At 65.7% G+C, this 22,212-nt stretch carries 20 protein-coding genes; 11 read left to right on the top strand and 9 right to left on the bottom strand.

Translation table 11 applies throughout. The features are described from left to right. The first annotated feature begins 12 nt into the window (after window positions 1–12). From ileS to G015_RS0102460, 6 genes are all read left to right on the top strand, one after another. Window positions 13–2,859: an isoleucine--tRNA ligase gene (ileS, locus tag G015_RS0102435; protein WP_018139550.1), complete on the top strand. Its 2,847-nt coding sequence runs from the start codon at window positions 13–15 to the stop codon at window positions 2,857–2,859. Then, window positions 2,859–3,368 carry a signal peptidase II gene (gene lspA / locus G015_RS0102440; protein WP_018993333.1) on the top strand — a complete coding sequence of 170 codons (510 nt, stop codon included), beginning with the start codon at window positions 2,859–2,861 and terminating at the stop codon, window positions 3,366–3,368. Before ileS ends, lspA begins: the two co-directional genes overlap by 1 nt. 3 nt (window positions 3,369–3,371) lie before the next feature. Next, window positions 3,372–3,806 (top strand): peptidylprolyl isomerase, encoded by a 435-nt coding sequence (locus tag G015_RS0102445; RefSeq protein ID WP_020146096.1) that lies wholly within the window; start codon window positions 3,372–3,374, stop codon window positions 3,804–3,806. A gap of 15 nt (window positions 3,807–3,821) precedes the next feature. Then, entirely contained in the window at window positions 3,822–4,772 is a 951-nt protein-coding gene (gene ispH, locus G015_RS0102450) for a 4-hydroxy-3-methylbut-2-enyl diphosphate reductase (RefSeq protein ID WP_028490875.1), read from the top strand. Between the two features lie 117 nt (window positions 4,773–4,889). Then, a complete protein-coding gene (gene purU, locus G015_RS0102455; protein ID WP_020146098.1) occupies window positions 4,890–5,744 on the top strand; it encodes a formyltetrahydrofolate deformylase in 855 nt (284 codons plus the stop codon). A gap of 210 nt (window positions 5,745–5,954) precedes the next feature. Then, window positions 5,955–6,725: a S1C family serine protease gene (locus tag G015_RS0102460; RefSeq protein WP_018139542.1), complete on the top strand. Its 771-nt coding sequence runs from the start codon at window positions 5,955–5,957 to the stop codon at window positions 6,723–6,725. An 11-nt stretch (window positions 6,726–6,736) separates the two neighbouring features. On the opposite strand, the gene G015_RS0102465 is transcribed toward G015_RS0102460, so the two are convergent. From G015_RS0102465 to G015_RS0102490, 6 genes are all read right to left on the bottom strand, one after another. Beyond that, window positions 6,737–7,855 carry a nucleotidyltransferase family protein gene (locus tag G015_RS0102465; protein ID WP_020146099.1) on the bottom strand — a complete coding sequence of 373 codons (1,119 nt, stop codon included), beginning with the start codon at window positions 7,853–7,855 and terminating at the stop codon, window positions 6,737–6,739. Further along, entirely contained in the window at window positions 7,845–8,756 is a 912-nt protein-coding gene (locus tag G015_RS0102470) for an HprK-related kinase A (protein WP_020146100.1), read from the bottom strand. The genes G015_RS0102465 and G015_RS0102470 overlap by 11 nt, the downstream gene beginning before the upstream one ends. Continuing rightward, window positions 8,756–9,022, bottom strand: coding sequence for an HPr-rel-A system PqqD family peptide chaperone (locus tag G015_RS0102475; protein ID WP_020146101.1), 267 nt, complete (start codon window positions 9,020–9,022; stop codon window positions 8,756–8,758). The genes G015_RS0102470 and G015_RS0102475 overlap by 1 nt, the downstream gene beginning before the upstream one ends. A gap of 52 nt (window positions 9,023–9,074) precedes the next feature. Further along, window positions 9,075–9,782, bottom strand: a complete 708-nt coding sequence (locus G015_RS0102480; protein WP_020146102.1) for a hypothetical protein — start codon at window positions 9,780–9,782, stop codon at window positions 9,075–9,077. A 347-nt stretch (window positions 9,783–10,129) separates the two neighbouring features. Then, window positions 10,130–10,870: a class I SAM-dependent methyltransferase gene (locus G015_RS0102485; protein WP_020146103.1), complete on the bottom strand. Its 741-nt coding sequence runs from the start codon at window positions 10,868–10,870 to the stop codon at window positions 10,130–10,132. Continuing rightward, window positions 10,851–12,311: a VanZ family protein gene (locus tag G015_RS0102490; RefSeq protein WP_020146104.1), complete on the bottom strand. Its 1,461-nt coding sequence runs from the start codon at window positions 12,309–12,311 to the stop codon at window positions 10,851–10,853. The genes G015_RS0102485 and G015_RS0102490 overlap by 20 nt, the downstream gene beginning before the upstream one ends. 133 nt (window positions 12,312–12,444) lie before the next feature. Between G015_RS0102490 and G015_RS0102495 the strand changes: the two genes are divergently transcribed. Then, window positions 12,445–13,824, top strand: coding sequence for a hypothetical protein (locus G015_RS0102495; RefSeq protein WP_019592324.1), 1,380 nt, complete (start codon window positions 12,445–12,447; stop codon window positions 13,822–13,824). Between the two features lie 12 nt (window positions 13,825–13,836). On the opposite strand, the gene tviB is transcribed toward G015_RS0102495, so the two are convergent. After that, a complete protein-coding gene (gene tviB, locus G015_RS0102500) occupies window positions 13,837–15,126 on the bottom strand; it encodes a Vi polysaccharide biosynthesis UDP-N-acetylglucosamine C-6 dehydrogenase TviB (RefSeq protein ID WP_020146105.1) in 1,290 nt (429 codons plus the stop codon). A 239-nt stretch (window positions 15,127–15,365) separates the two neighbouring features. Between tviB and wecB the strand changes: the two genes are divergently transcribed. From wecB to G015_RS0102520, 4 genes are read left to right on the top strand one after another with little or no spacing between them, the layout of a single operon-like run. Then, the gene (gene wecB / locus G015_RS0102505; protein ID WP_018139533.1) at window positions 15,366–16,508 is read left to right on the top strand and encodes a non-hydrolyzing UDP-N-acetylglucosamine 2-epimerase; all 1,143 of its coding nucleotides are present in this window, start codon (window positions 15,366–15,368) and stop codon (window positions 16,506–16,508) included. 57 nt (window positions 16,509–16,565) lie between these two features. After that, window positions 16,566–17,513, top strand: coding sequence for a polysaccharide deacetylase family protein (locus G015_RS0102510; protein WP_018139532.1), 948 nt, complete (start codon window positions 16,566–16,568; stop codon window positions 17,511–17,513). Window positions 17,514–17,526: 13 nt separating this feature from the next. After that, a complete protein-coding gene (locus G015_RS0102515; RefSeq protein WP_018994412.1) occupies window positions 17,527–18,522 on the top strand; it encodes a polysaccharide deacetylase family protein in 996 nt (331 codons plus the stop codon). Next, window positions 18,519–19,517 carry a GNAT family N-acetyltransferase gene (locus G015_RS0102520; RefSeq protein WP_028490876.1) on the top strand — a complete coding sequence of 333 codons (999 nt, stop codon included), beginning with the start codon at window positions 18,519–18,521 and terminating at the stop codon, window positions 19,515–19,517. Before G015_RS0102515 ends, G015_RS0102520 begins: the two co-directional genes overlap by 4 nt. 205 nt (window positions 19,518–19,722) lie before the next feature. Here the strand turns inward: G015_RS0102520 and G015_RS0102525 are convergent, their stop codons facing one another. Together G015_RS0102525 and G015_RS0102530 are read right to left on the bottom strand one after the other, a co-directional pair. After that, window positions 19,723–20,877 (bottom strand): sugar-transfer associated ATP-grasp domain-containing protein, encoded by a 1,155-nt coding sequence (locus tag G015_RS0102525; RefSeq protein WP_028490877.1) that lies wholly within the window; start codon window positions 20,875–20,877, stop codon window positions 19,723–19,725. 92 nt (window positions 20,878–20,969) lie between these two features. Then, window positions 20,970–22,199, bottom strand: coding sequence for a hypothetical protein (locus G015_RS0102530; protein WP_232196814.1), 1,230 nt, complete (start codon window positions 22,197–22,199; stop codon window positions 20,970–20,972). Between the last annotated feature and the right edge of the window lie 13 nt (window positions 22,200–22,212).

The following is a 22,212-nucleotide window of genomic DNA, read 5'->3' on the forward strand; positions in this document are numbered from 1 at the left end:
CCGGAAAACATCATGGCACGCAAACCGGCACCGCCGAATCCCTACAAGGACACCCTCAACCTGCCCGAGACCGCCTTTCCGATGCGCGCCGGCCTCGCCCAGCGCGAGCCGGAGTGGCTGGAGGCGTGGAAGGCGGAGGATCGCTACCACCGTCTGCGCGAGCACTGCGCCGGGCGCCCCCGCTTCGTGCTGGCCGATGGCCCGCCCTATGCGAACGGTTCGATCCATGTCGGTCACGCGGTCAACAAGGTCCTCAAAGACATTATCGTCAAGAGCCGCACCCTGTCGGGCTTCGACGCCCCCTACGTGCCGGGCTGGGACTGCCACGGCCTGCCGATCGAGCTGAAGGTCGAGCAGAATCTGGGCAAGGCCGGCCGCGACGTGGACGCCGCGACCTTCCGCAAGGCCTGCCGCGAGTATGCGCAGGAGCAGGTCGACGGCCAGAGCACGGACTTCCAGCGCCTCGGCGTGCTGGGCGACTGGGACCATCCCTACCTGACGATGGATTACCAGGTCGAGGCGGACACCGTCCGCGCGCTGGGTCGCATCTTCAAGCGCGGCCATGTGCAGATGGGCGAGAAGCCGGTGCACTGGTGCGTGGACTGCGGCTCGGCCCTGGCCGAGGCCGAGGTGGAGTACGAGGACAAGATCTCGCAGGCGATCGATGTGCGCTTCCGCGTGGTCGACGACATCGACTTCCTGCGCCGTTTCGAGGGGGCCAAGGACTCGCGCGGCCCGATCAGTGTGGTCATCTGGACCACCACGCCCTGGACGCTGCCGGCCAACCAGGCCGTGGCCCTGCACCCGGAGCTGGACTACGCGCTGGTGCAGCTGGACAACGAGCGCCTGTTGCTGGCCGAGGCCCTGGTCGAGGACTGCCTGGCGCGCTACTCGCTGGGCGAGGGGGCCGTGGTCGCGCGGGTCAAGGGTCAGGCCCTGGAGGGCCTGATGCTGCAGCACCCGTTCCTGGAGCGCGAGGTGCCGCTGATCCTGGGTGACCACGTAACCACCGAGACGGGTACGGGCGCGGTGCACACCGCCCCCGGACACGGCCAGGAGGACTACGCGGTCGGCCTGAAGTACAGCCTGCCCGTGCACAACCCGGTCGGTCCAGATGGCCGCTTCCTGCCGGATACCCCGCTGTTCGCCGGCGAGAACGTGCACCAGGCGAACGGCCATGTGATTGACGTGCTGAAAGAGCACGGCGCGCTGGTCGTGGCGGTGAAGTTCGAGCACAGCTATCCGCACTGCTGGCGGCACAAGACGCCGATCATCTTTCGTGCCACCCCGCAGTGGTTCATCAGCATGGAGCGCGCCGAGCTGCGCGCGGACGCGCTGAAGGCGATCGCCGAGACCCGATGGATGCCGAACTGGGGCGAGGCCCGCATCCACGGCATGGTGGTGAACCGCCCGGACTGGTGCATCTCGCGCCAGCGCAACTGGGGTGTGCCGATCCCGTTTTTCGTTCACCGCGAGACCGGACGGCTCCACCCGCACACCCCGGAACTGATCGAGATGGTGGCGCAGCGCATCGAACAGGCGGGTATCGAGGCCTGGTTCCAGCTCGATCCGAAGGAGCTCCTGGGCGACAAGGCCGATGACTACATCAAGCTGAACGACACCCTGGATGTCTGGTTCGACTCCGGTGTGCTGCACAGCACGGTGGTGGAGAAGCGCCCGGAACTGGGCGGGTTGCCGGTGGACCTGTTCCTGGAGGGCTCGGATCAGCACCGCGGCTGGTTCCAGTCGAGCCTGCTGACCAGTGTCGCGATGCGTGGCGAGGCCCCGTACCGGGCAGTGCTCACCCACGGCTTCACCGTGGACGAGAAGGGCGAGAAGATGTCCAAGTCGCGCGGCAATGTGGTCGCGCCGCAGGAGGTCGTCTCCACCCTGGGCGCGGACATCCTGCGCTTGTGGGTCGCCGCGACCGACTTCTCCGGCGAGATGGCGATCTCCAAGGACATCCTCGACCGCACGGCCGACGCCTACCGCCGTATCCGCAACACCACGCGCTTCCTGCTGGGCAACCTGAACGGCTTCGATCCCGCCGAGCATGCACTGGAGCTGGACGAGCTACTGCCGCTCGATCGCTGGATCGTCGCGCGGGCCCTGCAGGTGCAGGAGCAGGTGACGAAGGCCTACGACGACTACCTGTTCCACCAGATCTACCAGCGCGTGCACAACTTCTGCTCGGTGGAGCTGGGGTCGTTCTACCTGGACGTGATCAAGGACCGCCAGTACACCACGCAGGCGGACTCGCGCGCGCGGCGCTCCGCGCAGACCGCGCTGTACCACGTGGCCGAGGCCCTGACCCGCTGGGTCGCCCCGATCCTCACCTTCACCGCCGAGGAGATCTGGCAGCTGCTGCCGGGCGAGCGTCCGGACAGCGTGCTGTTCGCCACCTGGTACGAGGGCCTCGCCCCGTTGCCAGAGGGTGCCGAGTTCTCCAGCGCGGACTGGGACGGCATCCTCGAGGTGCGCACGCATGTCGCCCGCGCGCTGGAGATTGCGCGCAACGAGCACGGCATCGGGGCCTCGCTGAATGCCGCGATCGAGGTCTACCTGCCGGCGGGTTCCGCCGCCCATGGGCGCCTCGCGCGTCTGGAGGACGAACTGCGCTTTGTGCTGATCACCTCCGAGGCCCGGCTGGTGGACGGAGCCGCCCCCGAGGGGGCGCATACCGCCGAGCTGGAGGATGGCACCGCGATTGGCGTGGTCGTCCACAAGAGCGAACACGCCAAGTGCGTACGCTGCTGGCACCGCCGGCCGGACGTCGGCCAGCATGACGCCCACCCCGAGTTGTGCGGGCGCTGTGTAACCAACGTGGAGGGCCCGGGCGAGACCCGGCGCTTCGCCTGATGGGGCTGGCGCAATCGGGTCTGCGACCGGGGCTGTTGATTGCGGTCGTGGTTGTGCTGCTGGACCAGGTCACCAAGTGGTGGGCGGAGAATGCCCTGACCCTGTACGCGCCGGTCGAGGTGACCTCGTTTTTCAATCTCTCCCTGGTCTATAACCCGGGCGCTGCGTTCAGTTTCCTGGCCGGTGCAGGGGACTGGGGGCGCTGGTTCCTGTCCGGCGTGGCGGTCGTGATCGGGTTGCTGATCCTCTGGTGGCTGGCACGGCTGCCGCGCCAGGCGCGCTGGTCGGTCACCGCCCTGGGGCTAGTGCTGGGCGGCGCGGTCGGCAACCTGATCGATCGCATCGCCCATGGCCGGGTGATTGATTTTCTCGATTTCCACTGGGCCGGTTATCACTGGCCGGCGTTCAATGTGGCCGATATGGCCATCGTCGTCGGCGCGATCACTCTGATCGTGGCAACTTTTATTGAAGGCGACCACAGCGGCTCGCCGACGGATTCGCGGGGGTAAGGCATGACAACGGTAACCAAGGGCGCGACGGTGGAGATGCACTACCGCCTGATCCTGGACAGCGGCTTTGTCGTGGATGCCACCGACGAAGAGACCATCCGCCTCGAGGTCGGGGCGGGCGAGATCCTGCCGGGGCTGGAGGACCTGCTGGTGGGTCTGGAGCCTGGCGATCACCGGGAATTTGCGATCGAGGCCGGGGCCATGTTCCCGTTGCGGGACAATGCGGCGGTGCAGACGATGCCCCGTTCACAGTTTCCGGCGGACATGCCGCTGCAGAAAGACTACATTTACGAATTCACCAGCCCGTCGGGGGATGCGGTCCCGGGCCGCATCGAAGAGGTCGGCGACGAGAGTGTCACCGTGGACTTCAATCACCCCCTGGCCGGGCAGTCGTTCACCTTCGAGGTGGATGTGGTATCGGTTAGCGAACCTCAATAGTTCGCGGGAGCCACTATGAGTATGCAGGTCCAGCTCGCCAATCCGCGCGGTTTCTGCGCCGGGGTCGAGCGCGCCATCGAGATCGTCGAACGCGCGCTGGAGATCTACGGCGCCCCGCTCTATGTCCGTCACGAGGTGGTGCACAACCGCCATGTGGTCGGGCGCCTGGAAGGGGCCGGCGTGAAGTTCGTCGAGGAGCTGGATGAGGTCCCTGACGGCCAGGTGGTGATTTTCTCCGCCCACGGCGTGCCCAAGCGCGTGCAGCAGGAGGCGGAAAACCGCGGCCTGACGGTGTTCGACGCGACCTGCCCGCTGGTAACCAAGGTCCACCTCGAGGTGGCGCGCTATGCCCGCGAGGGTCGAGAAGTGGTGCTGATCGGCCACGCCGGTCACCCCGAGGTCGAGGGGACGCTCGGCCAGTTCGATGACACCCAGGGCGGGCGCATGATGCTGGTCGAGACCGTCAAGGATGTCGCCAGCCTCGAGGTCGCCAACCCCGATCGCCTGGCCTTCGTCAGCCAGACTACGTTGTCGATGGACGACACCGCCGAGATCATCGATGCCCTGACCGCGCGCTTCCCGAAGATCGAGGGGCCGCGCAAGATGGACATCTGCTACGCAACCCAGAATCGCCAGGACGCCGTGAAGGATCTGGCGAAACAGTGCGACCTGCTGCTGGTCGTCGGCTCGAAGAACAGCTCGAACTCCAATCGCCTGGCCGAAATCGGCGCCCGCCTCGGCATCGAGTCCCATCTGGTCGACGGCGCGTCGGACATCGACACCGACTGGCTTCAGGGCAAGCAGCGTATCGGCGTGACCGCCGGCGCCTCCGCCCCCGAGGTCCTGGTCAACGAGGTGCTGGACTTTCTGCGTGCCCAGGGGGTCGAGGCGGTCTCCGAGCTGTCCGGTCGCGAGGAGACCATCACCTTCTCCATTCCCTCCGCCCTGCGCCGCGAATCCGCCTGACCCGGGACCGTTATCGCGGGGCGTGCCGCGCCGTGGCGATTTCCGCATGGGGTCCCAGTGCCGGATCGGCTATGCTCGGCGCTGCACCCCGCTACCCTTCGTGATCCCGAGACACGCATGATGGAACGCCCCCGCTTTCGCCTCAGCATTCGCTGTCCTGACCAGCACGGGATCGTCTCGCGCATCGCGGCGGCCATTGCCGATACCGATGGCTGGATCACCGAGGCTGCGCAGCACACCGACGACGAGGCGGGCTGGTTCTTCATGCGCTGGGTATTCTCGCTGCCGGCCGAAGGCGAGGCCCTGCTCGAGCAGCGGCTGGCCTCCCTGGCACCCGAGCTGCGCATGGACTGGTGGCTGAACAACGCCGACACGCGCCCACGGGTCGTGCTGCTGGCCTCGCGCGAGCCGCATTGCCTGAGTGACCTGCTCGCGCGCTGGAGCGCGGGTGAGCTGGCGATGGAGATCCCCGCGATCCTCTCCAACCACCGCGACCTGGAGCCGCTGGCCACCTGCCACGGCATCCCGTTCGAGCACATCCCGGTGCCGAAGGTCGATCGCGAGGCCGCCTTCGCTACGCTCCAGGAACGCCTGGCGGCCCTGGCACCGGAGACCATCGTGCTCGCCCGCTATATGCAGATCCTCCCGCCGGGACTGTGCGCGGAATACCCCGAGCGCATCCTCAACATCCACCACAGCTTCCTGCCCTCGTTCGTCGGCGCCCGCCCCTATCACCAGGCCTTCGCCCGCGGGGTCAAGCTGATCGGCGCGACCTGCCACTATGTGACCGACGAGCTGGACGCCGGCCCCATCATCGAGCAGGACGTCACCCGCATCCGCCACGACGACGGCGTGCAGGATCTGATCCGCAAGGGACGCGACGTCGAACGCTGGGTCCTCGCGCGCGGCCTGCGTTATCACCTCGAGGGCCGCGTCCTCACCCACGGCAACAAGACCGTCGTCTTCGACTGACCGCCTAGTCGGGGCTGAGTCTGGCCCTCCTTCTTGCCGCCGCACGGCTGAGTTATTGCATGCCCGGAAGGCCCGTCGGGCCGTGCTCTGCGCGCTATTCTCTAGAGGGTTGGCAACAGGGCTGGAGGGCGCGGCATGTGGGGATGGGGACACCTTCTTGGGGGCCTTCGATGGCCCGTTCGTTACCGGCGCCCGCGGGCCCCGTTGTGGATGGCGATACCGCTTGCGCTGCTCGCCCTGGTAGTTGGGCCGGGCCCCGCGCTCGCCGATCCGCTGCCCGATACGGCCGAGCGGGTGAAGGCCTCGGTGGTGAGTATCGCGACCTATCAGCCCACCCGCAGCCCGCGCGCCCAGTACCTCGGGACCGGCTTTGTGATCGACGATGGCCGTCTGGTGGTCACCAACGATCATGTCCTGCCCGGGAGTCTGGACCAGGGCAACCGCGAAAGGCTGGTGGTGGTCAGTGGCCAGGGTCGGGACAACACGATCCATCATGCCGAGGTCGTGGCCCGCGCCGCGAGCGATGACCTGGTCCTGCTGCGCATCGCCGCACCCTCCCTTCCCGCGCTGCAACTCGGCAATTCCAGTCGGGTGCGGGTCGGAGAAGAGGTCGCGTTCACCGGCTACCCCATCGGCATGATCCTGGGGCTGTACCCGGCCACGCATCGCGCGGGCATCTCGGCGATGACCCCGATGGCGATCCCGGCGCGCCGTGCCGCGGAGCTGGATGACAGCCGCATACGTGCCCTGCGCAATGCCCCGCCGATGGTCTTCCAGCTGGATGCCACGGCCTACCCGGGCAACAGCGGCAGTCCCCTGTACCGCAAGGACACCGGCGAGGTGATCGGAGTAATCAACCAGGTCTATGTCCAGGGCGGGCGGGAAGCGGCCGTGCGCAATCCGAGCGGGATCACCTACGCCATCCCCTCGGACCGCATTCGTCCCCTGCTGGAACAGTACCGCTCGCGGGCGGGCGATTGATTCAGTGACCCCTAACCGTGCTGTTCCGGCTGCGGCTGGGCTGTGGCCGTCTCCGGTTTCTCGGCCAGGAAGGCCTTGTGAAACAGGTGTCGCGCCAGCAGGCCGGCCGGCATCTTGAGCCAGTGCCCACGCAGAAACAGCATGCCCCGCGCGACCGCATCGCGGCGGGGGGTCATCGAGCCGGCGCGTGTATGCAGCCCGTGCGCGAACGCCCAGCGGCCAAGGCCCCGCAGGGCAATGCCCGCGCGCGCCCGGGCCAGTCGTTTCACGGGTTCGGCCGGGATCTCGGTCAGCAGTAGTCGGTTCGTGGTCCACAGCGCGCGTTCCGCCATCCAGGCAATGTTCAGGGCCTCGGCCTCCGCAACGAAATGCTCCCAGAAGGCGTCGCCGTCACGGGCGCTGAAGTGGCCGAGCAGCACATGGATGTCGTAGAGGTCGCGCAGGCCCCGGTCCCATTCCGTCTCCGAGAACAGGTGCACGATTGCGTGGAGTACCAGGTGCGCCGGACACAGGATCCGGAAGCGGAAGGGTTCCGGGAGCGCCTCGCTTTGCTGCCGCAGGCGGGCGGGATCGGGATGGCCGCGGAAGGTCTCCGGCAGGATGTTGTGGTGCAGGTCCAGCGTGGTGCCCCGGTGCTGGTGCACCAGTGGAGGCAGTTCGTGCATCCACTCGCGGTAGTAGCGCTGGTCGTAGACATTGTGATGCGTGCCCGACCAGCCCTCGAAGAACAGGAGCTTCTCGGCGCGTTCGACCTCGCTGCGGGGAAAGAGCAGGTCGATGTCGTTGGCCAGCCGCCCACGTGCATTCGGCAGCCCGGCGGCCAGATAGGCCGCCCCTTTCAGCGCGACAGCCGGACTTATCCTCGAGAGCAGCCCGTTTTCCAGGTGGTGCAGTTCCCAGACCAGGGCCTGCGACCGATGCTCGGCGATCAGGGCGGCGCCCCAGAGGTGGCTGGCTACCGGTTCCGGCAGGCCGTCCGCCAAGCCCGCGTCGTCCGCGAGGTGCCAGAGCGTACCCAGCAGGGCGCTCTCGCGTGCGGCCGCCAGTAGCGGGGCCCATTCGGCCGTCGTGCGCTCGGCCATGCTCTCCGGCCGTGCCAGGGCCAGACGCAGTGCGGTGTCAGCGTCCATCGGCCAGCCTGTCGAACTGCTCTATGGCCTCGTCCAGACGGCTGTAGGAAAAGTCGAAGCAGGCGGACTGTTCGACCAGTCGTCCGGCGCTGTGAAAGCCCCGTGCCCCGAGGGCCGCGTAATTGAAGGCATTGGCGATCAGCTGCATGAACCCGGAACCCGCCGGGCGTGGTTTCATCTGGGTAGAGGCGCCTGGCTGATAGCGCGGGAATACGATCCACCCGGGCCGGGCGGTCTCGTGACTGCGCCGCACGGCATCCGTCGGCGGGCGCATGTGCGCCACGGCGCCCTTCAGCGTGTCCGCGATCGGCGTGCTGAGGACGGCCGAGGGGCAGGCGTCGCGGATCACGCGGATCGAGTCGTTTTTCAGGCTGACCGGCCGCGCGGGTCCGGAGACCTCGCTGGAGGCGAGGTCCACCAGTACGGACTCGTCCGTCAGCAGGCGCCATCCGTGATGGGCCAGGGCTGCGCAGAGGGTGCTTTTCCCGGAGCCCGGCGGCGCGGGCAGGATCAGGGCCTTCCCGTCGCGTTCCAGGGCGGCCGCGTGCAGCACCAGTCGATGCGGCACCTGGTTGGCGATGCACCAGTTCAGTCCCCATTCGAGCATCGGATAGGCCTGGTGGTAGGCCAGGGGCTTGAAGACGCTGCGACGGTCGGCGAGAAACAGGACCTGGGGCCGATAGAAGCGGCGGTGGGAACGCGGTGCGCGCAGCTCGCAGTGGAAGTCGTAGAAACTCGAGTGGTCGGCTACTTCGAAGTCCCGGTACAGCGACTCGATACCCCGGGCCACGCTGGCGATCGGGCTCTGGATGCGGCTGGTGAAGGGGCCAGTGCGCAAATAAAGGCCACGGCCCGCGAGGCTGCGCTGGAGCCGGGCCTGTCCCAGATCCGCGATCCGCATCAGGGGTGTTCCTGGATCAGATCGGCCGTTTGCAGGCTGGACAGCCAGCGCCCCAGTTCGGCTGCAGCGTCGTCTGCCGACAGGCCCAGGTGCCGGGCCAGTGTGGCCTCGTCCATTGCCACGCCCTCGGCCAGGCCGTCCATCAGCGCGGCGGCGGCGGGTGTCAGCAGGTGGGTGGTGCCGGCCCCGGGGTGAAAAACGACGCACTCCCGCCCCAGGGTGCGCTGTTGCAGCCCGTCAGTCCGTTGCCACCTGCGGCGCGACATATCGTTCCCCCTGGGTCCCGGCCATCACGGCGGCCATTACGGAATGAATGGCTCAGGCGGACCCCCAGCTCGGGAGGCCCATGGTGTTCTCCAGGAACCGATACACCTGCTCGGGGTACAGGCGGTCGCCGCCATCGGTCTCGTAGTAGCCGTGCTCCAGGGTGTCGGTGACGATGTCCCGGACCAGGCGTTCGGAGAGCGGGTACCCGTTGGTGTACTTGGCATTCAACAGTGCGGCGGTCCCGTAGCGGATCACTTCGCGTTCGGCTGCCCCCTGCACATCCAGCACGAACACCGAAGCGGAGACGGCCCCGATCATGGTGAGGTCCCCCTCCTCTTCCTGGAAGCCCCGGCTCACGCCCGGGAAGCCGTAGTTCGAATCGAACAGCACGCCGGACTCCACCGCCAGCCGCCATTCCGGATGGCTGTGGAAGGAGGCGCTGTTGAACAGCTGGCCGCCACCACGGCCCTGGGCACTTACATTGCGCGAAAGACTGGCATGCGTCGGGTCATAGCCCCCGCTCCAGTAGTCGGGGGAGTGGCCGCCGCAGTCCTGGGGACCATCGTGGCGCGACACATTGCCGGACGCCCAGCCCGAGGGCATGCAGTTCGCACCGGCCGCCTTCAATGGCGAGGCATGCAGGGTCATCAGCAGAGGGGTGGCCCCGAGCATCGCCCGGCTCAGACGCCGCCGATTGTGGCCGTGTGTACCCAGCCCCTCCTGGCGCCGGCTTGAGTCCTGGTTGTCGTTTTGTTCCATCGTGTCCCTCCAGAATTTTCGGGACCGGGCGTTGGTTGGATCGGTATCGCGTCCAGGGAGACGCGGACAATCCAGACTCCTGGTTTGATACTAGTCCGGGTTACCCGGGTCCTCGCATTCCGTCGCGATATTTTTTATTGCCGCACGTATTCGCCGCGACAACCAAAACACAGAGCAATATCTATACCCCAAATCAACAACGATGTAATCGGCTGTTTGGAAGGCTTTTTCTCATACCAAGGGTCCGGCGTGGGCTTTTCTGAGAAGTGATTTGTAAAAGGCGCTGACACTTGTGGTCGTTCGCCAATGCCGGCACGCCCGGTGGCATGAAGGAGTGTCACCCCCTTTTACATTTGCCCTTTGCGTGCACGCAGGATGAACGAGTGACACAACCGCTCCGCGATCCACGGCGATGCCTGCCAAAGGGCCCTCGCCCAGCGGCTCTCGGCCGGGCCCTGGAGCCCGTGCAGCCGGCCCGGAACCAGGGGCAGCCAGTAACACGCCAGAGGCTGCAGGCCGGCGGCCCGCGCGGCTGCCTGCAGCGAGTCGGTGGCCTCGTAGCGCAAATGGGGTGCCTTTCCGGCCCGGACCCGTCGGCGTTCCTGCAGCACGGTGGGCCAGGTCCTGGCGTTCAGCGCATCCACCCAGATCTCGCCGCCGGGGCGCAGCACGCGATGCATCTCCGCGAGTGCTGGGCGTGAGTCGGCCAGCGCCTGCATTACCCCGAAACAGAGCACGCCATCGAACTCGCCATCGGCGAACGGCAGGTGGTGGACATCCGCCGCCAGCCAGTCGATCGACGCGGGGCTGCGCTGTCGCGCCTTGTGCAACGACGGGGCGGAGTAGTCCAGCCCGATCGGGCTGCGCCCTTCGGCCTGCAGCAGCCGGGTATAGGTGCCGGCACCGCAGCCGATATCGAGCCATCGCGTCCCTTCGGGACGGGCGTGCTGCCAGAGCGACTGGAACTGCCGCACCCGGCTGGCCAGCCCGGTGGGCGTCCAGCCCGCGATTGCAGCGTCGTCGTCGCACTGGCTGCCGCGCTGGGTAAAGCGCTGGCGCCAGCGCTGCTCAAAACTGGAGTTCGTCACGCTCGTGTTCCCGCCTGGATGGTTCGCTGATGACTGTAGACCGCTCGGCCGTGACTGGCGCCGAACCGGGTGGCCGGGCCCGGGTGTGGCTCGTGGTACTGGCTTCGGTAGCAAGGCGCGTCAGGAAGTGCAGCGCGGTCGCCATGCCCCAGGCGGCCAATGTGGCCAGGACCAGGCTGGCCGGGTCCGGCCGCAGCCCCACGACCAGCAGCTTGCCACCTTCCATCAGCAGAGCCGCGAGCAGCCCGCCGAGGGCGGCCAGCCACTGCAACTGGCGCGGATGCAGCGGGCGCCGGATCTGCGCCAGCCATATCAGCGCGCCCAGCGGCAGGTACATGGCCACATGCAGTGCCGCACTACGCAGGGCCACGGTCTCGCCGACGAAGTAGTGGTAATAGAACGGCCAGAGATTGAGCTGGGCCCATTGCGCCGAGATGGCCGCCCGGTCCCACTGGTAGGGGCCCAGGTCGTGGTTCAGGGCGAGCAGCGCGACCCCGTAGAGTGGCGTCGCAACGACCAGGAGCGGGATCGCGGCACGCCGCAGGGTCTGCATCAACTGCGGCGGCGAGAGGTATGCGTACAGGAGCATGCCTGTGACAAATCCGGCGCCCCGCAGCACGGCCGATCGGCCCTCCGCGATCCCCGAGAGCGTGGCAAGATTCAGGGCCTCCAGCAGGATGGCCAGGAGCGCGGCCAGGGTCATCAGCACGGCCCCGTTCGCGGACGGGCGCCGTCCGAGTCCGTACGCGAGCAGGATCCCGACGGGCACACTGGCTACCAGTGTCAGGCCCAGCTCGGAGATACAGCGAAGACCGGACGTACAGGCCCCGGCTGCGACCCACAGGCCCCAGGTGTCGGAGTCGAGGCGCTGACTCCACTCGGCGGTGGACAGGACCAGGTCGAATGGGGCCAGGCCGATCGCGACGTACAGGATCGCATAGGCGATCAGGACGGCAGGCACGGTGACACGGTTTGGGCCTGCGAGCTGGCCTCGCCAGCGCAGCAGCGGCCGGCGCAGTCCCCACCACATCAGGGCCCCGACCACCGCACCGAGGAAATTGCCCGCGATGTCCGCCCCGGCCGGATAGCGATAGGGCAGCCAGATCTGCAGGAACTCCACCGTTGCCGTGGCCGCCAGCCCCAGAAGGGCGACCAGCGCGAGGGCACCCAGGTGCCATACAAGGTGACTGCGGCCATAGGTGAGCCAGGCCATCCAGAAAAAGCCCAGCGGCATGAACATCATGGCATTGGCCATGAACTGGGCGCGCCCGCTGGCGCCGGGTCCCTGCAGGCTCATGTCGCGGTAGAGTGACCACGCCTCCTCCAGACCCATCCCGCCGAACTCGAACGGCAGCAACGTCAGGTAGAGGGCAAATCCCAGGGACAGCCACGCCCCGATGACACAGGTCCACAGGGCCAGTGGTTCGCGTCTGCGTGTCATGGGTTGCCGCGCTCGCACATGGTCTAACCTGACAAGGGGGCATACACCGGAGTATGGCCCCTCCAATCGCCAGAGCGCGGGCTGGTTTCGCAGGCCCCGGGCAGGGAGTGCGGTGATGACGGCAGGGCGGTCAATGTTCCACTCGCTTGTGTCCCGGGCATGGGTGCTGGCGGGCGTGATGCTGCTGGCCATGATGACGGCGGGCGCCGACATGCCACGACCGGGCGGGGCGTCCGAGGCCCCCGCAGCCGCGACCCGCGTGCTGCAGACCGACCCGGAGGGATTGCGCCGTGCCGTGCGCCAGCTGCGCCCTGGCGATCATCTTCAGCTCGCCCCGGGCGAATACCCGGAGCCGCTGGTGCTGCGAGGCGTTAGCGGGACGGCCGAGCGGCCAATCGTGATCACCGGCCCGGATTCTGGAGACCCGGCCATCCTCCGCGGTCGTTCGGGCAGCAATACCATTCGCCTGATCAATGCCGCGCACCTGGTGATCCGGCACCTGACCCTGGAGGGGGGCGGGCACAACATTGCCGGGGTCGTGGTCGAGCACGACAGTGAATACGCCCACGACATCACGCTGGAGCACCTGACCATACGCGGCTACGACCGTTCGCAGGGCAACAGCGGCATCACCACCCGTGCCGCCGCCTGGAACTGGACCATCCGCCACAACGACATTCGCGATGTCGGCACCGGCATGTATCTCGGTCGGCCGGATGGTACGGGGCCGTTTGTCGCGGGCCTGATCGAGCACAACTTCATTGGCCGTACCCTGGGCTACAACATGCAGATCAAGCACCAGCGTCCGCGAGCCCCGCGTGCGGGGATGCCGACCGAACCCCATGCCACCATCATCCGTCACAATGTGTTCAGCAAGGCGGAGCGCGCGAGCAGCGGCCATCGCGCGCGGCCCAACCTGCTGGTAGGGCACTTCCCGCCCGAAGGACCCGGGCAGCACGACTGGTACTGGATCTACGGCAACCTCTTCTACCAGAACCCCCACCAGCGCCTCTTTCAGGGCGAAGGCCGTCTGGCCCTGTACAACAACCTGTTTTTCAACGATGCCGGCAGTGCCCTGATCGTGCAGCCGCACAACCACATCCCGAAGGATGTCCTGATCGTCCACAACACCGTGGTCGCACGAGAGTTCGGGATACGACTGGTTCCCGGCGATCGGCGCTATGAACAGGTCATTGCCGGGAATGCGGTCTTCGCCGACCCCGCGATTGATGCCGCGCGCACGGCGCAAACGGAAATCAACCACGAGGCCGGCTTCGAACGGGCTTCGGCCTACCTGGTGCGCCCGCGCGGGCCGCTTGCGGAGCTCGATCTGTTCCCGCTGGAAGGGATGCCGGGGTACGAAGGTTTGCCCGAGTTCCAAAGTCCTCTACCTCCCGGTCTGGGTCGCGACTACAACGACCGCGATCGCAGTCAGCCCCGATTCGGGGCCTACGCGGGCGGCTACGAGGCCAATCCGGGGCGGCGCGAAGGCGTCGGGCCGGCAGCCCGGTAGCGGCCCGCGCGGTCACAGGCGCAGGTCGCTGGCCTCGCGAGGGAAGACCGATTTCACATCGAACAGGACCGCTTGCGGGTGCGCGAGTGCACGGATCGCCTCCACTCCCATGTCCAGGAACGCCTGGTGGGGCACCGCCACGATGATGGCGTCAAACGAGTCCGCCTCGGGAGGCGCGGTGATCGGGGTGATGCCGTATTCGTGCTCGGCCTCCTCCGGGTCGACCCAGGGATCAAACACGACGACCTCCGTGTTGTACCCGCTCAGCGTATGGTAGATGTCCATCACGCGCGTATTGCGCAGGTCCGGGCAGTTTTCCTTGAAGGTCAGGCCCATCAGCAGGATGCGCGCCCCCACCGGATTGATCCCCTTGCGCACCAGCGCCCGGATGGTCGCGTCCGCGATGTGCGCCCCCATCGCGTCATTCACGCGGCGCCCGGCCAGGATCATCTCCGGGTGGTGTCCGACGGCCTGGGCCTTGTGCGTCAGGTAGTACGGGTCCACCCCGATGCAGTGCCCGCCCACCAGGCCGGGCCGGAACGGCAGGAAGTTCCATTTGGTCCCGGCGGCCTGCAGGACCGCTTCCGTATCGAGGCCCAGGCGCTCGAACAGCAGCGCCAGCTCGTTGATCAGGGCGATGTTCACGTCGCGCTGGGTGTTCTCGATCACCTTGGCGGCCTCGGCGACACGGATGCTCTCGGCCTTGTGCGTACCGGCGGTGATGACGCGCGCATACAGGGCGTCGACGAAGTCCGCCACCTCCGGTAGCGAGCCCGAGGTGACCTTCTTGATGGAGGTGACCCGATGCGCCTTGTCCCCGGGGTTGATCCGCTCGGGGCTGTAGCCGGTGAAGAAATCCTCGTTGTGGGTCAGCCCGGATTCCCGTTCCAGGATCGGGACGCAGTCTTCCTCCGTCGCCCCCGGATAGACCGTCGACTCGTAGATCACCACGTCACCGCGCTTGAGCACCTGGCCCACGGTATGGGTGGCCCCGAGCAGGGGGCGCAGGTCCGGTCGGCGGTGGGCATCGATCGGCGTCGGCACGGTCACCACGAACACATTGCACGCGCACAGCGCCCCGAGCTCCGTGGTGTAGTCCAGCTGCGTCGCGGCAGCGAGATCTTCCGGCTCGACCTCGCGGGTGCGGTCGATGCCGTTCTTCAGGTCCTGGATGCGGCCGGGCTGGATGTCGAATCCCAAGGTCGGCCAAACCCGGCCGAACTCGACCGCCAGCGGCAGCCCGACATAACCCAGTCCGATAACCCCGAGGCGAATCTCTTCCGATGAGGGGAGTGCATGCATGAGTGAGGGCTCTTCCGTGCAGCGAGTTGAGTGGCAGGGCGTCTCACCAGGTCAGTGCCTTTTGCGCCTGGGCAGCCACGGTATTGCGAGCTTAGGCACAACATGGATGGCGGGACAATGATGAAAAATCTGCACAAATTTCGTCCTTTCGTCCTATGCCCATTTCCCTCAATTCGAACTACATTGGGCGCTAATGCCCCAGCCAAACCGGCGTGTCGGGGGGTCGACGGGATCTCTATATGTCTACAGATTCGCAATGCGACATCCTGTGCGTGGTGGGCGCGCGCCCCAACTTCATGAAGATCGGCCCGGTGATGCGGGCCCTGCAGCAAGCCGAGATACCGGCGCAGCTTGTGCACACGGGGCAGCATTACGACCCGGCGATGAACGAGCGCTTCTTTACCGATCTGCAAATCCCGTATCCCGATATCAACCTCGAGGTGGGTTCCTGCTCGCATGCCGTGCAAACGGCCGAGGTGATGATGCGTTTCGAGGGCGTGCTGGACCGTGTGCAGCCTCGCGCCATTCTCGTGGTGGGCGATGTGAACTCCACGATTGCCTGTGCCCTGGTGGCGGCCAAGAAGGGGGTCGGGGTCATCCACGTGGAGGCGGGGTTGCGCAGCTTCGATCGCAGCATGCCGGAGGAGGTGAACCGGGTGCTCACCGACCAGATCTCGGATCTGCTGTTCATCACCGAACGCCACGCCCGCGACAACCTGGCGCGCGAGGGTATCGCCCCCGATCGGGTGCACTTTGTCGGCAACGTGATGATCGATACCCAGCTGTACAACCTGGACCGTGCCGTACCGTGGCAGGAGACCCTGCGGGCGGCCGGGATGGAGGCCGATACGTTTTCCGACAGCGGGGCCTACGGCGTGCTGACCCTGCACCGCCCCTCCAACGTCGATCATGCACCGGTGATGGAGCGTCTGGTCGACAGCCTGGTGACCATCGCCCGGGAGCTCCCGCTGGTATTCCCGCTGCACCCCCGCACCCAGGCCCGTCTGCAAGGTTTCGGGCTGGAGTCTGCGCTGCGCGAGGCACCGATCGCCGTGCTGCCGCCGGCCGGCTATCTGGAGATGCTGGGACTGATGAAGGATGCCCGTGTCGTGCTCACCGACTCCGGCGGTATGCAGGAGGAGACCACCGCCCTCGGGGTGCCCTGCATCACCCTGCGCGAGAACACGGAACGGCCGATCACGATCGATGAAGGTACCAATATTTTAGTAGGCAATGATCCGCAACGACTGATGGAGTCTTTCCGCGAGGTCATGGACCATGGGGGCAAACAGGGGCGCATCCCGGAGTACTGGGACGGCAATGCCGCAGAACGCATCGTGGCCGTCGTGGCTGACTGGCTGAATCACGCAAGAAAATCCTGACCGGTACGTTCGCGCTCCCCCGACCGACGCCCCGAGCGGGTTCAGGAGATCGTGCGCATGCTGCGAGTACCGCTGTCCATGCTGTCGCCGCAAGGCCGGCGCGCACGCCTGACGATCCTCGCCTATCACCGCGTGCTGGCGGACCCCGACCCGCTGCGACCGGAAGACCCGGTGGCCGAGACCTTTCGCTGGCAGATGCGCCTGCTGGCAAGGGAGATGAACCCGCTGCCGCTGGACGAGGCCATCGAGCGCCTGCAGGAAGGCCGGCTCCCCGCCCGGGCCGTAGCGGTCACCTTCGACGATGGTTATGCCGACAACGCGGAGATCGCGTTGCCGATCCTGCGCGAGGAGGGGGTGCCGGCAACGTTCTTTGTCGCCACCGGCTATCTGAATGGCGGCTGCATGTTCAACGACATGCTGATCGAAACGGTTCGCCGGATTCCCTCCATGGCAGTGGACCTGGCCCCGGAGGGACTGGGCACGCGTCCACTGGAGTCCATGGCGCAGCGCCGCGCCACGATCCACGCCCTGATCGGGGCCCTCAAATATCGGCCGCTGGCCGAACGCAGCCGTCGCGCCGAGGCGTTGGGCGCGCGCTTCCACATCATGCCCCCCGGCGACCTGATGATGACCGATGACCAGGTTCGCGAGCTGGCCGATGCCGGCATGGGGATCGGCGGGCACACGGTCCTGCACCCGATTCTGGCGGAGACCGATGCGGAGACCGCGCAGCAGGAAATTGCGGAGGGCAAGGCCGAACTCGAGGCCCTGGTGGGACGTCCCGTGCGCCTGTTTGCCTATCCCAACGGTCGTCCCGGCAAGGACTATGCGCCGGAGCATGTCGAGATGGTGCGTGCCAGTGGGTTCGACGCCGCCGTATCAACCATGGCCGGTGCCGCCGGCCGCGACACGGATCCGCTGCAACTCCCGCGTTTTACCCCCTGGGATCGAACACCTCTGCGCTTTGGCCTGCGGCTTGCGCGCAATCTGGCTTCAGCCCACTGAAGGTGCGAACACGATGACGACCCGCGTCCATTTGACCGTTGATACCGAGTTCAGCATCGCCGGGGCCTTTCGCGAGCCGCAAACCCACCAACCGGTCGGGCCGCCGTCGGTCTACTGCCATCGTAACGGGCGCTCGGAGGGTCTTGGTTATCTGCTGGACACCCTCGACCGGTATGCGATTCGTGCCACCTTCTTTGTCGAGACGCTGAACACGATTTATTTCGGCGACGAGCCGATGGGCGAGATCGCCCACGCGATCGCCGGCCGCGGGCACGATATCCAGCTCCACCTGCACCCCTGCTGGACGTACTTCGGACACCCGGACTGGGTTCAGCGGCTGCAAAGCGACCCGCCGAACGACAATGTCACCCGGCGCAGCGTCGAGGAACTGGCCGACCTGATCGAACAGGGAAGGGCGACGTTCCGCCGCTGGGGGCTGGATGCCCCCAGCGTGCTGCGTACCGGCGGGCTCAAGGTCGACCTGAAGGTCTACGCTGCCATGCGGCAGGCCGGGCTCCCCCGGGCCTCCAATATCGGGCTCGCGATCTATCCGCCGGCCGAGCCGGAGCTGCAGTTGCGGGGCGGCTGCCATGTGATCGACGGGGTACTCGAGTTCCCGGTGACCACCTACACCGATTTCCAGTGGGGGCCGCGGACCCATCTGAAGTCGCTCACCATTACCGGCACCTCCTGGCCGGAGATGCGCAGGCTGCTGTTTCAGGCCCGGCGCCAGGGGCTCAGCGATGTGGTCGTGCTGACGCACCCGTTCGAGTTCGTGCGCTATCGGGACGATCAGCCGACCCCCGGCATCAATCCGTTGACCCGCCGCCGCCTGGAGCGACTGTGCCGGTTTCTGCGGTCGGAACCCGGATTCACCCCGGCCTGCATGGCCGACGTGCTGGCCACGCCCGCGCCTCGCGAGGCGACCCCCATGCTCACCGTCCCCGCAGCCCAGGCGGCACTGCGTGCTTTGGAGAACTGGACCAGTCAGCGGGTGTTCTGGGGATGAGGGCCGACCATCCAATGGCCGGACATTCGGTGGCCCGCTATCCGGTCGAGCGGGTCCGTCTCGCCCTGCGCATCGGCGAGATCACGCTGGGCGATGTTTCGCTGCGAATGTCGGTCGACAGCCGCCATTTCCTGCAGCGCCCGGCGGCCCAGGCCCCGTACGCCGGGGATGCGGTCGCCGATGGCCACCTGGCCCGCTCGCAGCCCGTCGAGGCGCCCTTGCCACGGCTGTCGTGGGTGGCGGGCTATCTGCGCTACGTCCCCAGCCAGTACATGCGCCACTACATCGATCTCGACATGGGCTGGGAGGGTTATCAGGCGAAGTTCTCCTCCAAGTCCCGCCAGACGATGCGGCGCAAGGTACGCAAGTTCGCCGATGCCTCCGGGGGCACGATCGACTGGCGTACCTATCGCACACCGGAGGAGCTCGAGACCTTTCGCAGCCTGGCGCGCGAGGTCTCGCGGTTGACCTACCAGGAGCGCCTGCTGAACGCCGGCCTCCCGGATGATGACGCGTTCGCCGAGCGCAGCGCGCGGCTGGCCGCCGCCGACCAGGTGCGGGCCTACCTCCTGTTCCTGAATGACGAGCCGGTGGCCTATCTGTATTGCCCGGCCCGCGACTCGGCCCTGGTCTACGCCTACCTGGGCTACCACCCGAAGGTGGCCGCCCTGTCGCCGGGCACGGTACTGCAATGGCTGGTGCTGGAATCCCTGTTCCAGGAGGGCCGGTTTCGCTATTTCGATTTCGCCCCGGGCGACAGTCCGCACAAGGCCCTGTTTGGTTCGGACCACCAGCTCTGTGCGGATGTCTATTACCTGCGGCGTCGCCCGCGCCCGCTTGCCCTGGGTCTTGCCCATGCCGCTACCACGCTGGGTTCGGACGCCGTCTCCGCGGCTCTGTCCCGGCTCGGCCTCAAGCAATCGCTGAAGCGTTTCCTGCGCCGCGGCGGGACGGCCCGCCCCGCGGGTCACGAACGGGGGGTGATCAAGAAATGATGTTGGAAGTCATTTCCGCAAGGCCCACATCAATGTCCGATGGGGTGGTAACAAGCACCGACTTGCACGCCCTTTGTGGGGGCCGCAAGCGGTTCCGGTTCTTCCAACTGAAACGGTGACACTCTCGCTGAACGTGGGCAGTGAGCGCGTGGGTAGGTACTCGATAGTGCCTTGCCTATGCTCGCGACGACGCGACTAAATCCGTTCAAGCTCTCCCGCTCCCACGCGAGATGCTGCGGCGCAGAGACGAAAGGAGGCGTGGCCCTCGGGAACGCCCCCATCGTCTGCGTACCAGGTGTAGCACTGCCAGCGGCAGTGGTCTCAACCTCGTGGGGAAGGCGGCCCCATAGGCCCTCAGTTGGTCGCGGATTGCGTCGGAGAGATATCCATCTCCGTGAACCTGGACGGAAGGGAGGCCCCAGTCGGCATTAGCCTCCACAATGACCGGTCCGTCGACAGTCAGAGCGATATCCCAGCCAATCGAACGTGCCCCGGAGAATATCCGTGCCGCGTGTTCACATAATTCCTGGATGGCATTCCATTCCGGAATCTGAAGGCCTTCGAACGGAGCTCCCGTTTCTGGATGGGAAGCGCTCCATTCGCCCCCGAATTCGGCCTTCCGAACACCCTTGCCAAGCTGCCCCGTGCTGGGGTCAACTCGGATCGACAGACCACCTTTGTCCCAGTTATCGGTCGCGTTGTCGCCGCAACCGACCCGTAGAATGGAATGGTGTATGTGGACGTTACCTTCGGTATCCATAAAGGTCACGATCCGGAAGGTATTGACGCTGCTGGGGTTGAGTGCCGCCAGAAACGGGTGTTGCCGCAAGACCTCTTGAATAATCCAGCCGGGATAGCGGTTCGTATGGACATCGAACACATCTTCGGCGAGACAGGCGGGAAACTCCGTAACCGGTACGGTTCGACCATCATATTGAACATCATCCGTGCCATCCGCCCTCCTCTGGATCGTCGCTTTAGTAATGCTGTCCCCGCGCGATCCGCCGCGCGGCTTGAAGATCAGTTCTGCTACATCGCTAGCGCGCAGCAACGCACACAGGTCCTCCGGATTCCTTAATGGGTCACCGCTGGCAGTTAGGCCTACAACCGGATGGTAGAGCCCCAAGGTGCGCGGTACGGGTACCGCCAGCGCGGAAAGGACCTGATGCGTCATCCACTTGTCGTCAAGGAGGTGCTTCTCGTAGCCAATATTGATGCAGGGATGGTAACGGCGGTGATTCTCCTCAAACGACAGGTAGCGCATGGCAAGCTGGGGATTGCCAAGGTTCTCAAACCCGTACAAGGAGTATTCTCGGCGGGTGAATCCGCTACCCAATATCCGTGTTTTATCTGTGTTCACAAAACCATCTCCATTGACCGTCCGAGCAGCGTGCGATGGGCCCAGTCAGAATTCTCCAGACTTGTCGGGCCGCTAAGTCTTTACCATGTTAATTATTTCTTTAATTTCAGGGCGTCCCGCAAGGCATTTCTGGTGTCATTAATGAATGGTATTGGATCCATAATGTTGAAGACGAAGTAATGGTTTCCAGGTCGAAGTGGATAAGTCAGAAAACCTACAGCCTGCCAAAGTGGACTTCCGCTCTCCGGTGCTGGGCCTGCGTTGCTCCTGGTTTTTCTCAGAATTTCCCATAGGTATTTCGCCTCGTGGACGAACGACAAGCACCTTATTCCTGGGATGCATTTCTTCCGAGTGACCGTTCCGCGCTGCTTGCACTGGACGCTGTCCGATACGAATCGGACGCCGGAGTGATAGGCCAATGGCAAACTGCCCCAGAAACGTCCGTTTACTTCGATCAGATACAACTCCCCATCATGAGGATTCCTTCGGTACTCCAGCATCGCAACGCCTTCCCAATCCAACGACTTAAGGAAGCCAACCGTCTTCTCAAAAGCCTCCCCTTCCTCATCGGGGTCTAGCGACTCACATAACGCCGATATTCCCCCGCTAGGAGGCCACTCATGTAGCCTTTTGTGCGCACACCGCACGACGGCTTCCCCATCATGCATCAACACGGTGTGGCCCACGCCCTCGCCCGGGCAATAGGCCTGAACCATCGGTACAACACCCGCATTCAGCATGCGCTCTATCCGGGCGCGCAAGGCATCAATGTCGTAGTAATACTCACACTTCTGTATCTGGATTCCTGATCTTTGCAGTCTGAGCGGGTCTTCGTTCACGTCGTTTGCCTTCACGATAATGGGGAACTGCCCGGACTCGAACCTGTTTGGATGGGACAGTACTTCGTGCGGATCGTACATAGGCGGGACCCGTAGTCCGAACTTCGATGCCTCCTGGTTAAGTAATCGTTTGTCCAGAACTTTCGAAAGTTGGCTGTGATCCGGGAACATCATCTCCACGCCTTGGAACTCGTGCCTGTGGTCGTTGAGGCGAATGATGTCGGCCTCCCACACTGCAAACACATGGGTCACCGCATCGGAACGAATCACCTCGGATACAAAAGGCACCAGATCGTCCACGCCCGGAGGAATCAGATATTTCTTGGCGACATAGCGTGAAGAAAACCCCAATGCGTCGCGGCCACGTGATGCTGCGATCACATGGATTCCTGCCTCGCCAAGTTCCCTGACAATGGCGAGTCCGATCCTGCCACCGACCCCGATGACGAGGGCGCGAATATGGTCTTGGTTCGACTCAGGCATGTTCAGCACACGG

The sequence above is a fragment of the Thioalkalivibrio sp. ALJ15 genome, from assembly GCF_000383695.1.
Lineage (GTDB): Bacteria > Pseudomonadota > Gammaproteobacteria > Ectothiorhodospirales > Ectothiorhodospiraceae > Thioalkalivibrio.

Excerpts from the sequence above, each read along its gene's own strand:
- G015_RS0102445 (WP_020146096.1), top strand. The coding sequence starts at position 3,372 with ATGACAACGGTAACCAAGGGCGCGACGGTGGAGATGCACTACCGCCTG.
- G015_RS0102510 (WP_018139532.1), top strand. The coding sequence starts at position 16,566 with ATGCTGCGAGTACCGCTGTCCATGCTGTCGCCGCAAGGCCGGCGCGCA.
- G015_RS0102460 (WP_018139542.1), top strand. The coding sequence starts at position 5,955 with ATGGCGATACCGCTTGCGCTGCTCGCCCTGGTAGTTGGGCCGGGCCCC.
- G015_RS0102530 (WP_232196814.1), bottom strand. The coding sequence starts at position 22,199 with ATGCCTGAGTCGAACCAAGACCATATTCGCGCCCTCGTCATCGGGGTC.
- G015_RS0102475 (WP_020146101.1), bottom strand. The coding sequence starts at position 9,022 with ATGTCGCGCCGCAGGTGGCAACGGACTGACGGGCTGCAACAGCGCACC.
- G015_RS0102495 (WP_019592324.1), top strand. The coding sequence starts at position 12,445 with ATGTTCCACTCGCTTGTGTCCCGGGCATGGGTGCTGGCGGGCGTGATG.
- tviB (WP_020146105.1), bottom strand. The coding sequence starts at position 15,126 with ATGCATGCACTCCCCTCATCGGAAGAGATTCGCCTCGGGGTTATCGGA.
- G015_RS0102465 (WP_020146099.1), bottom strand. The coding sequence starts at position 7,855 with ATGGACGCTGACACCGCACTGCGTCTGGCCCTGGCACGGCCGGAGAGC.
- purU (WP_020146098.1), top strand. The coding sequence starts at position 4,890 with ATGATGGAACGCCCCCGCTTTCGCCTCAGCATTCGCTGTCCTGACCAG.
- G015_RS0102515 (WP_018994412.1), top strand. The coding sequence starts at position 17,527 with ATGACGACCCGCGTCCATTTGACCGTTGATACCGAGTTCAGCATCGCC.
- ispH (WP_028490875.1), top strand. The coding sequence starts at position 3,822 with ATGAGTATGCAGGTCCAGCTCGCCAATCCGCGCGGTTTCTGCGCCGGG.
- G015_RS0102520 (WP_028490876.1), top strand. The coding sequence starts at position 18,519 with ATGAGGGCCGACCATCCAATGGCCGGACATTCGGTGGCCCGCTATCCG.
- G015_RS0102470 (WP_020146100.1), bottom strand. The coding sequence starts at position 8,756 with ATGCGGATCGCGGATCTGGGACAGGCCCGGCTCCAGCGCAGCCTCGCG.
- G015_RS0102490 (WP_020146104.1), bottom strand. The coding sequence starts at position 12,311 with ATGACACGCAGACGCGAACCACTGGCCCTGTGGACCTGTGTCATCGGG.
- ileS (WP_018139550.1), top strand. The coding sequence starts at position 13 with ATGGCACGCAAACCGGCACCGCCGAATCCCTACAAGGACACCCTCAAC.
- lspA (WP_018993333.1), top strand. The coding sequence starts at position 2,859 with ATGGGGCTGGCGCAATCGGGTCTGCGACCGGGGCTGTTGATTGCGGTC.
- G015_RS0102480 (WP_020146102.1), bottom strand. The coding sequence starts at position 9,782 with ATGGAACAAAACGACAACCAGGACTCAAGCCGGCGCCAGGAGGGGCTG.
- wecB (WP_018139533.1), top strand. The coding sequence starts at position 15,366 with ATGTCTACAGATTCGCAATGCGACATCCTGTGCGTGGTGGGCGCGCGC.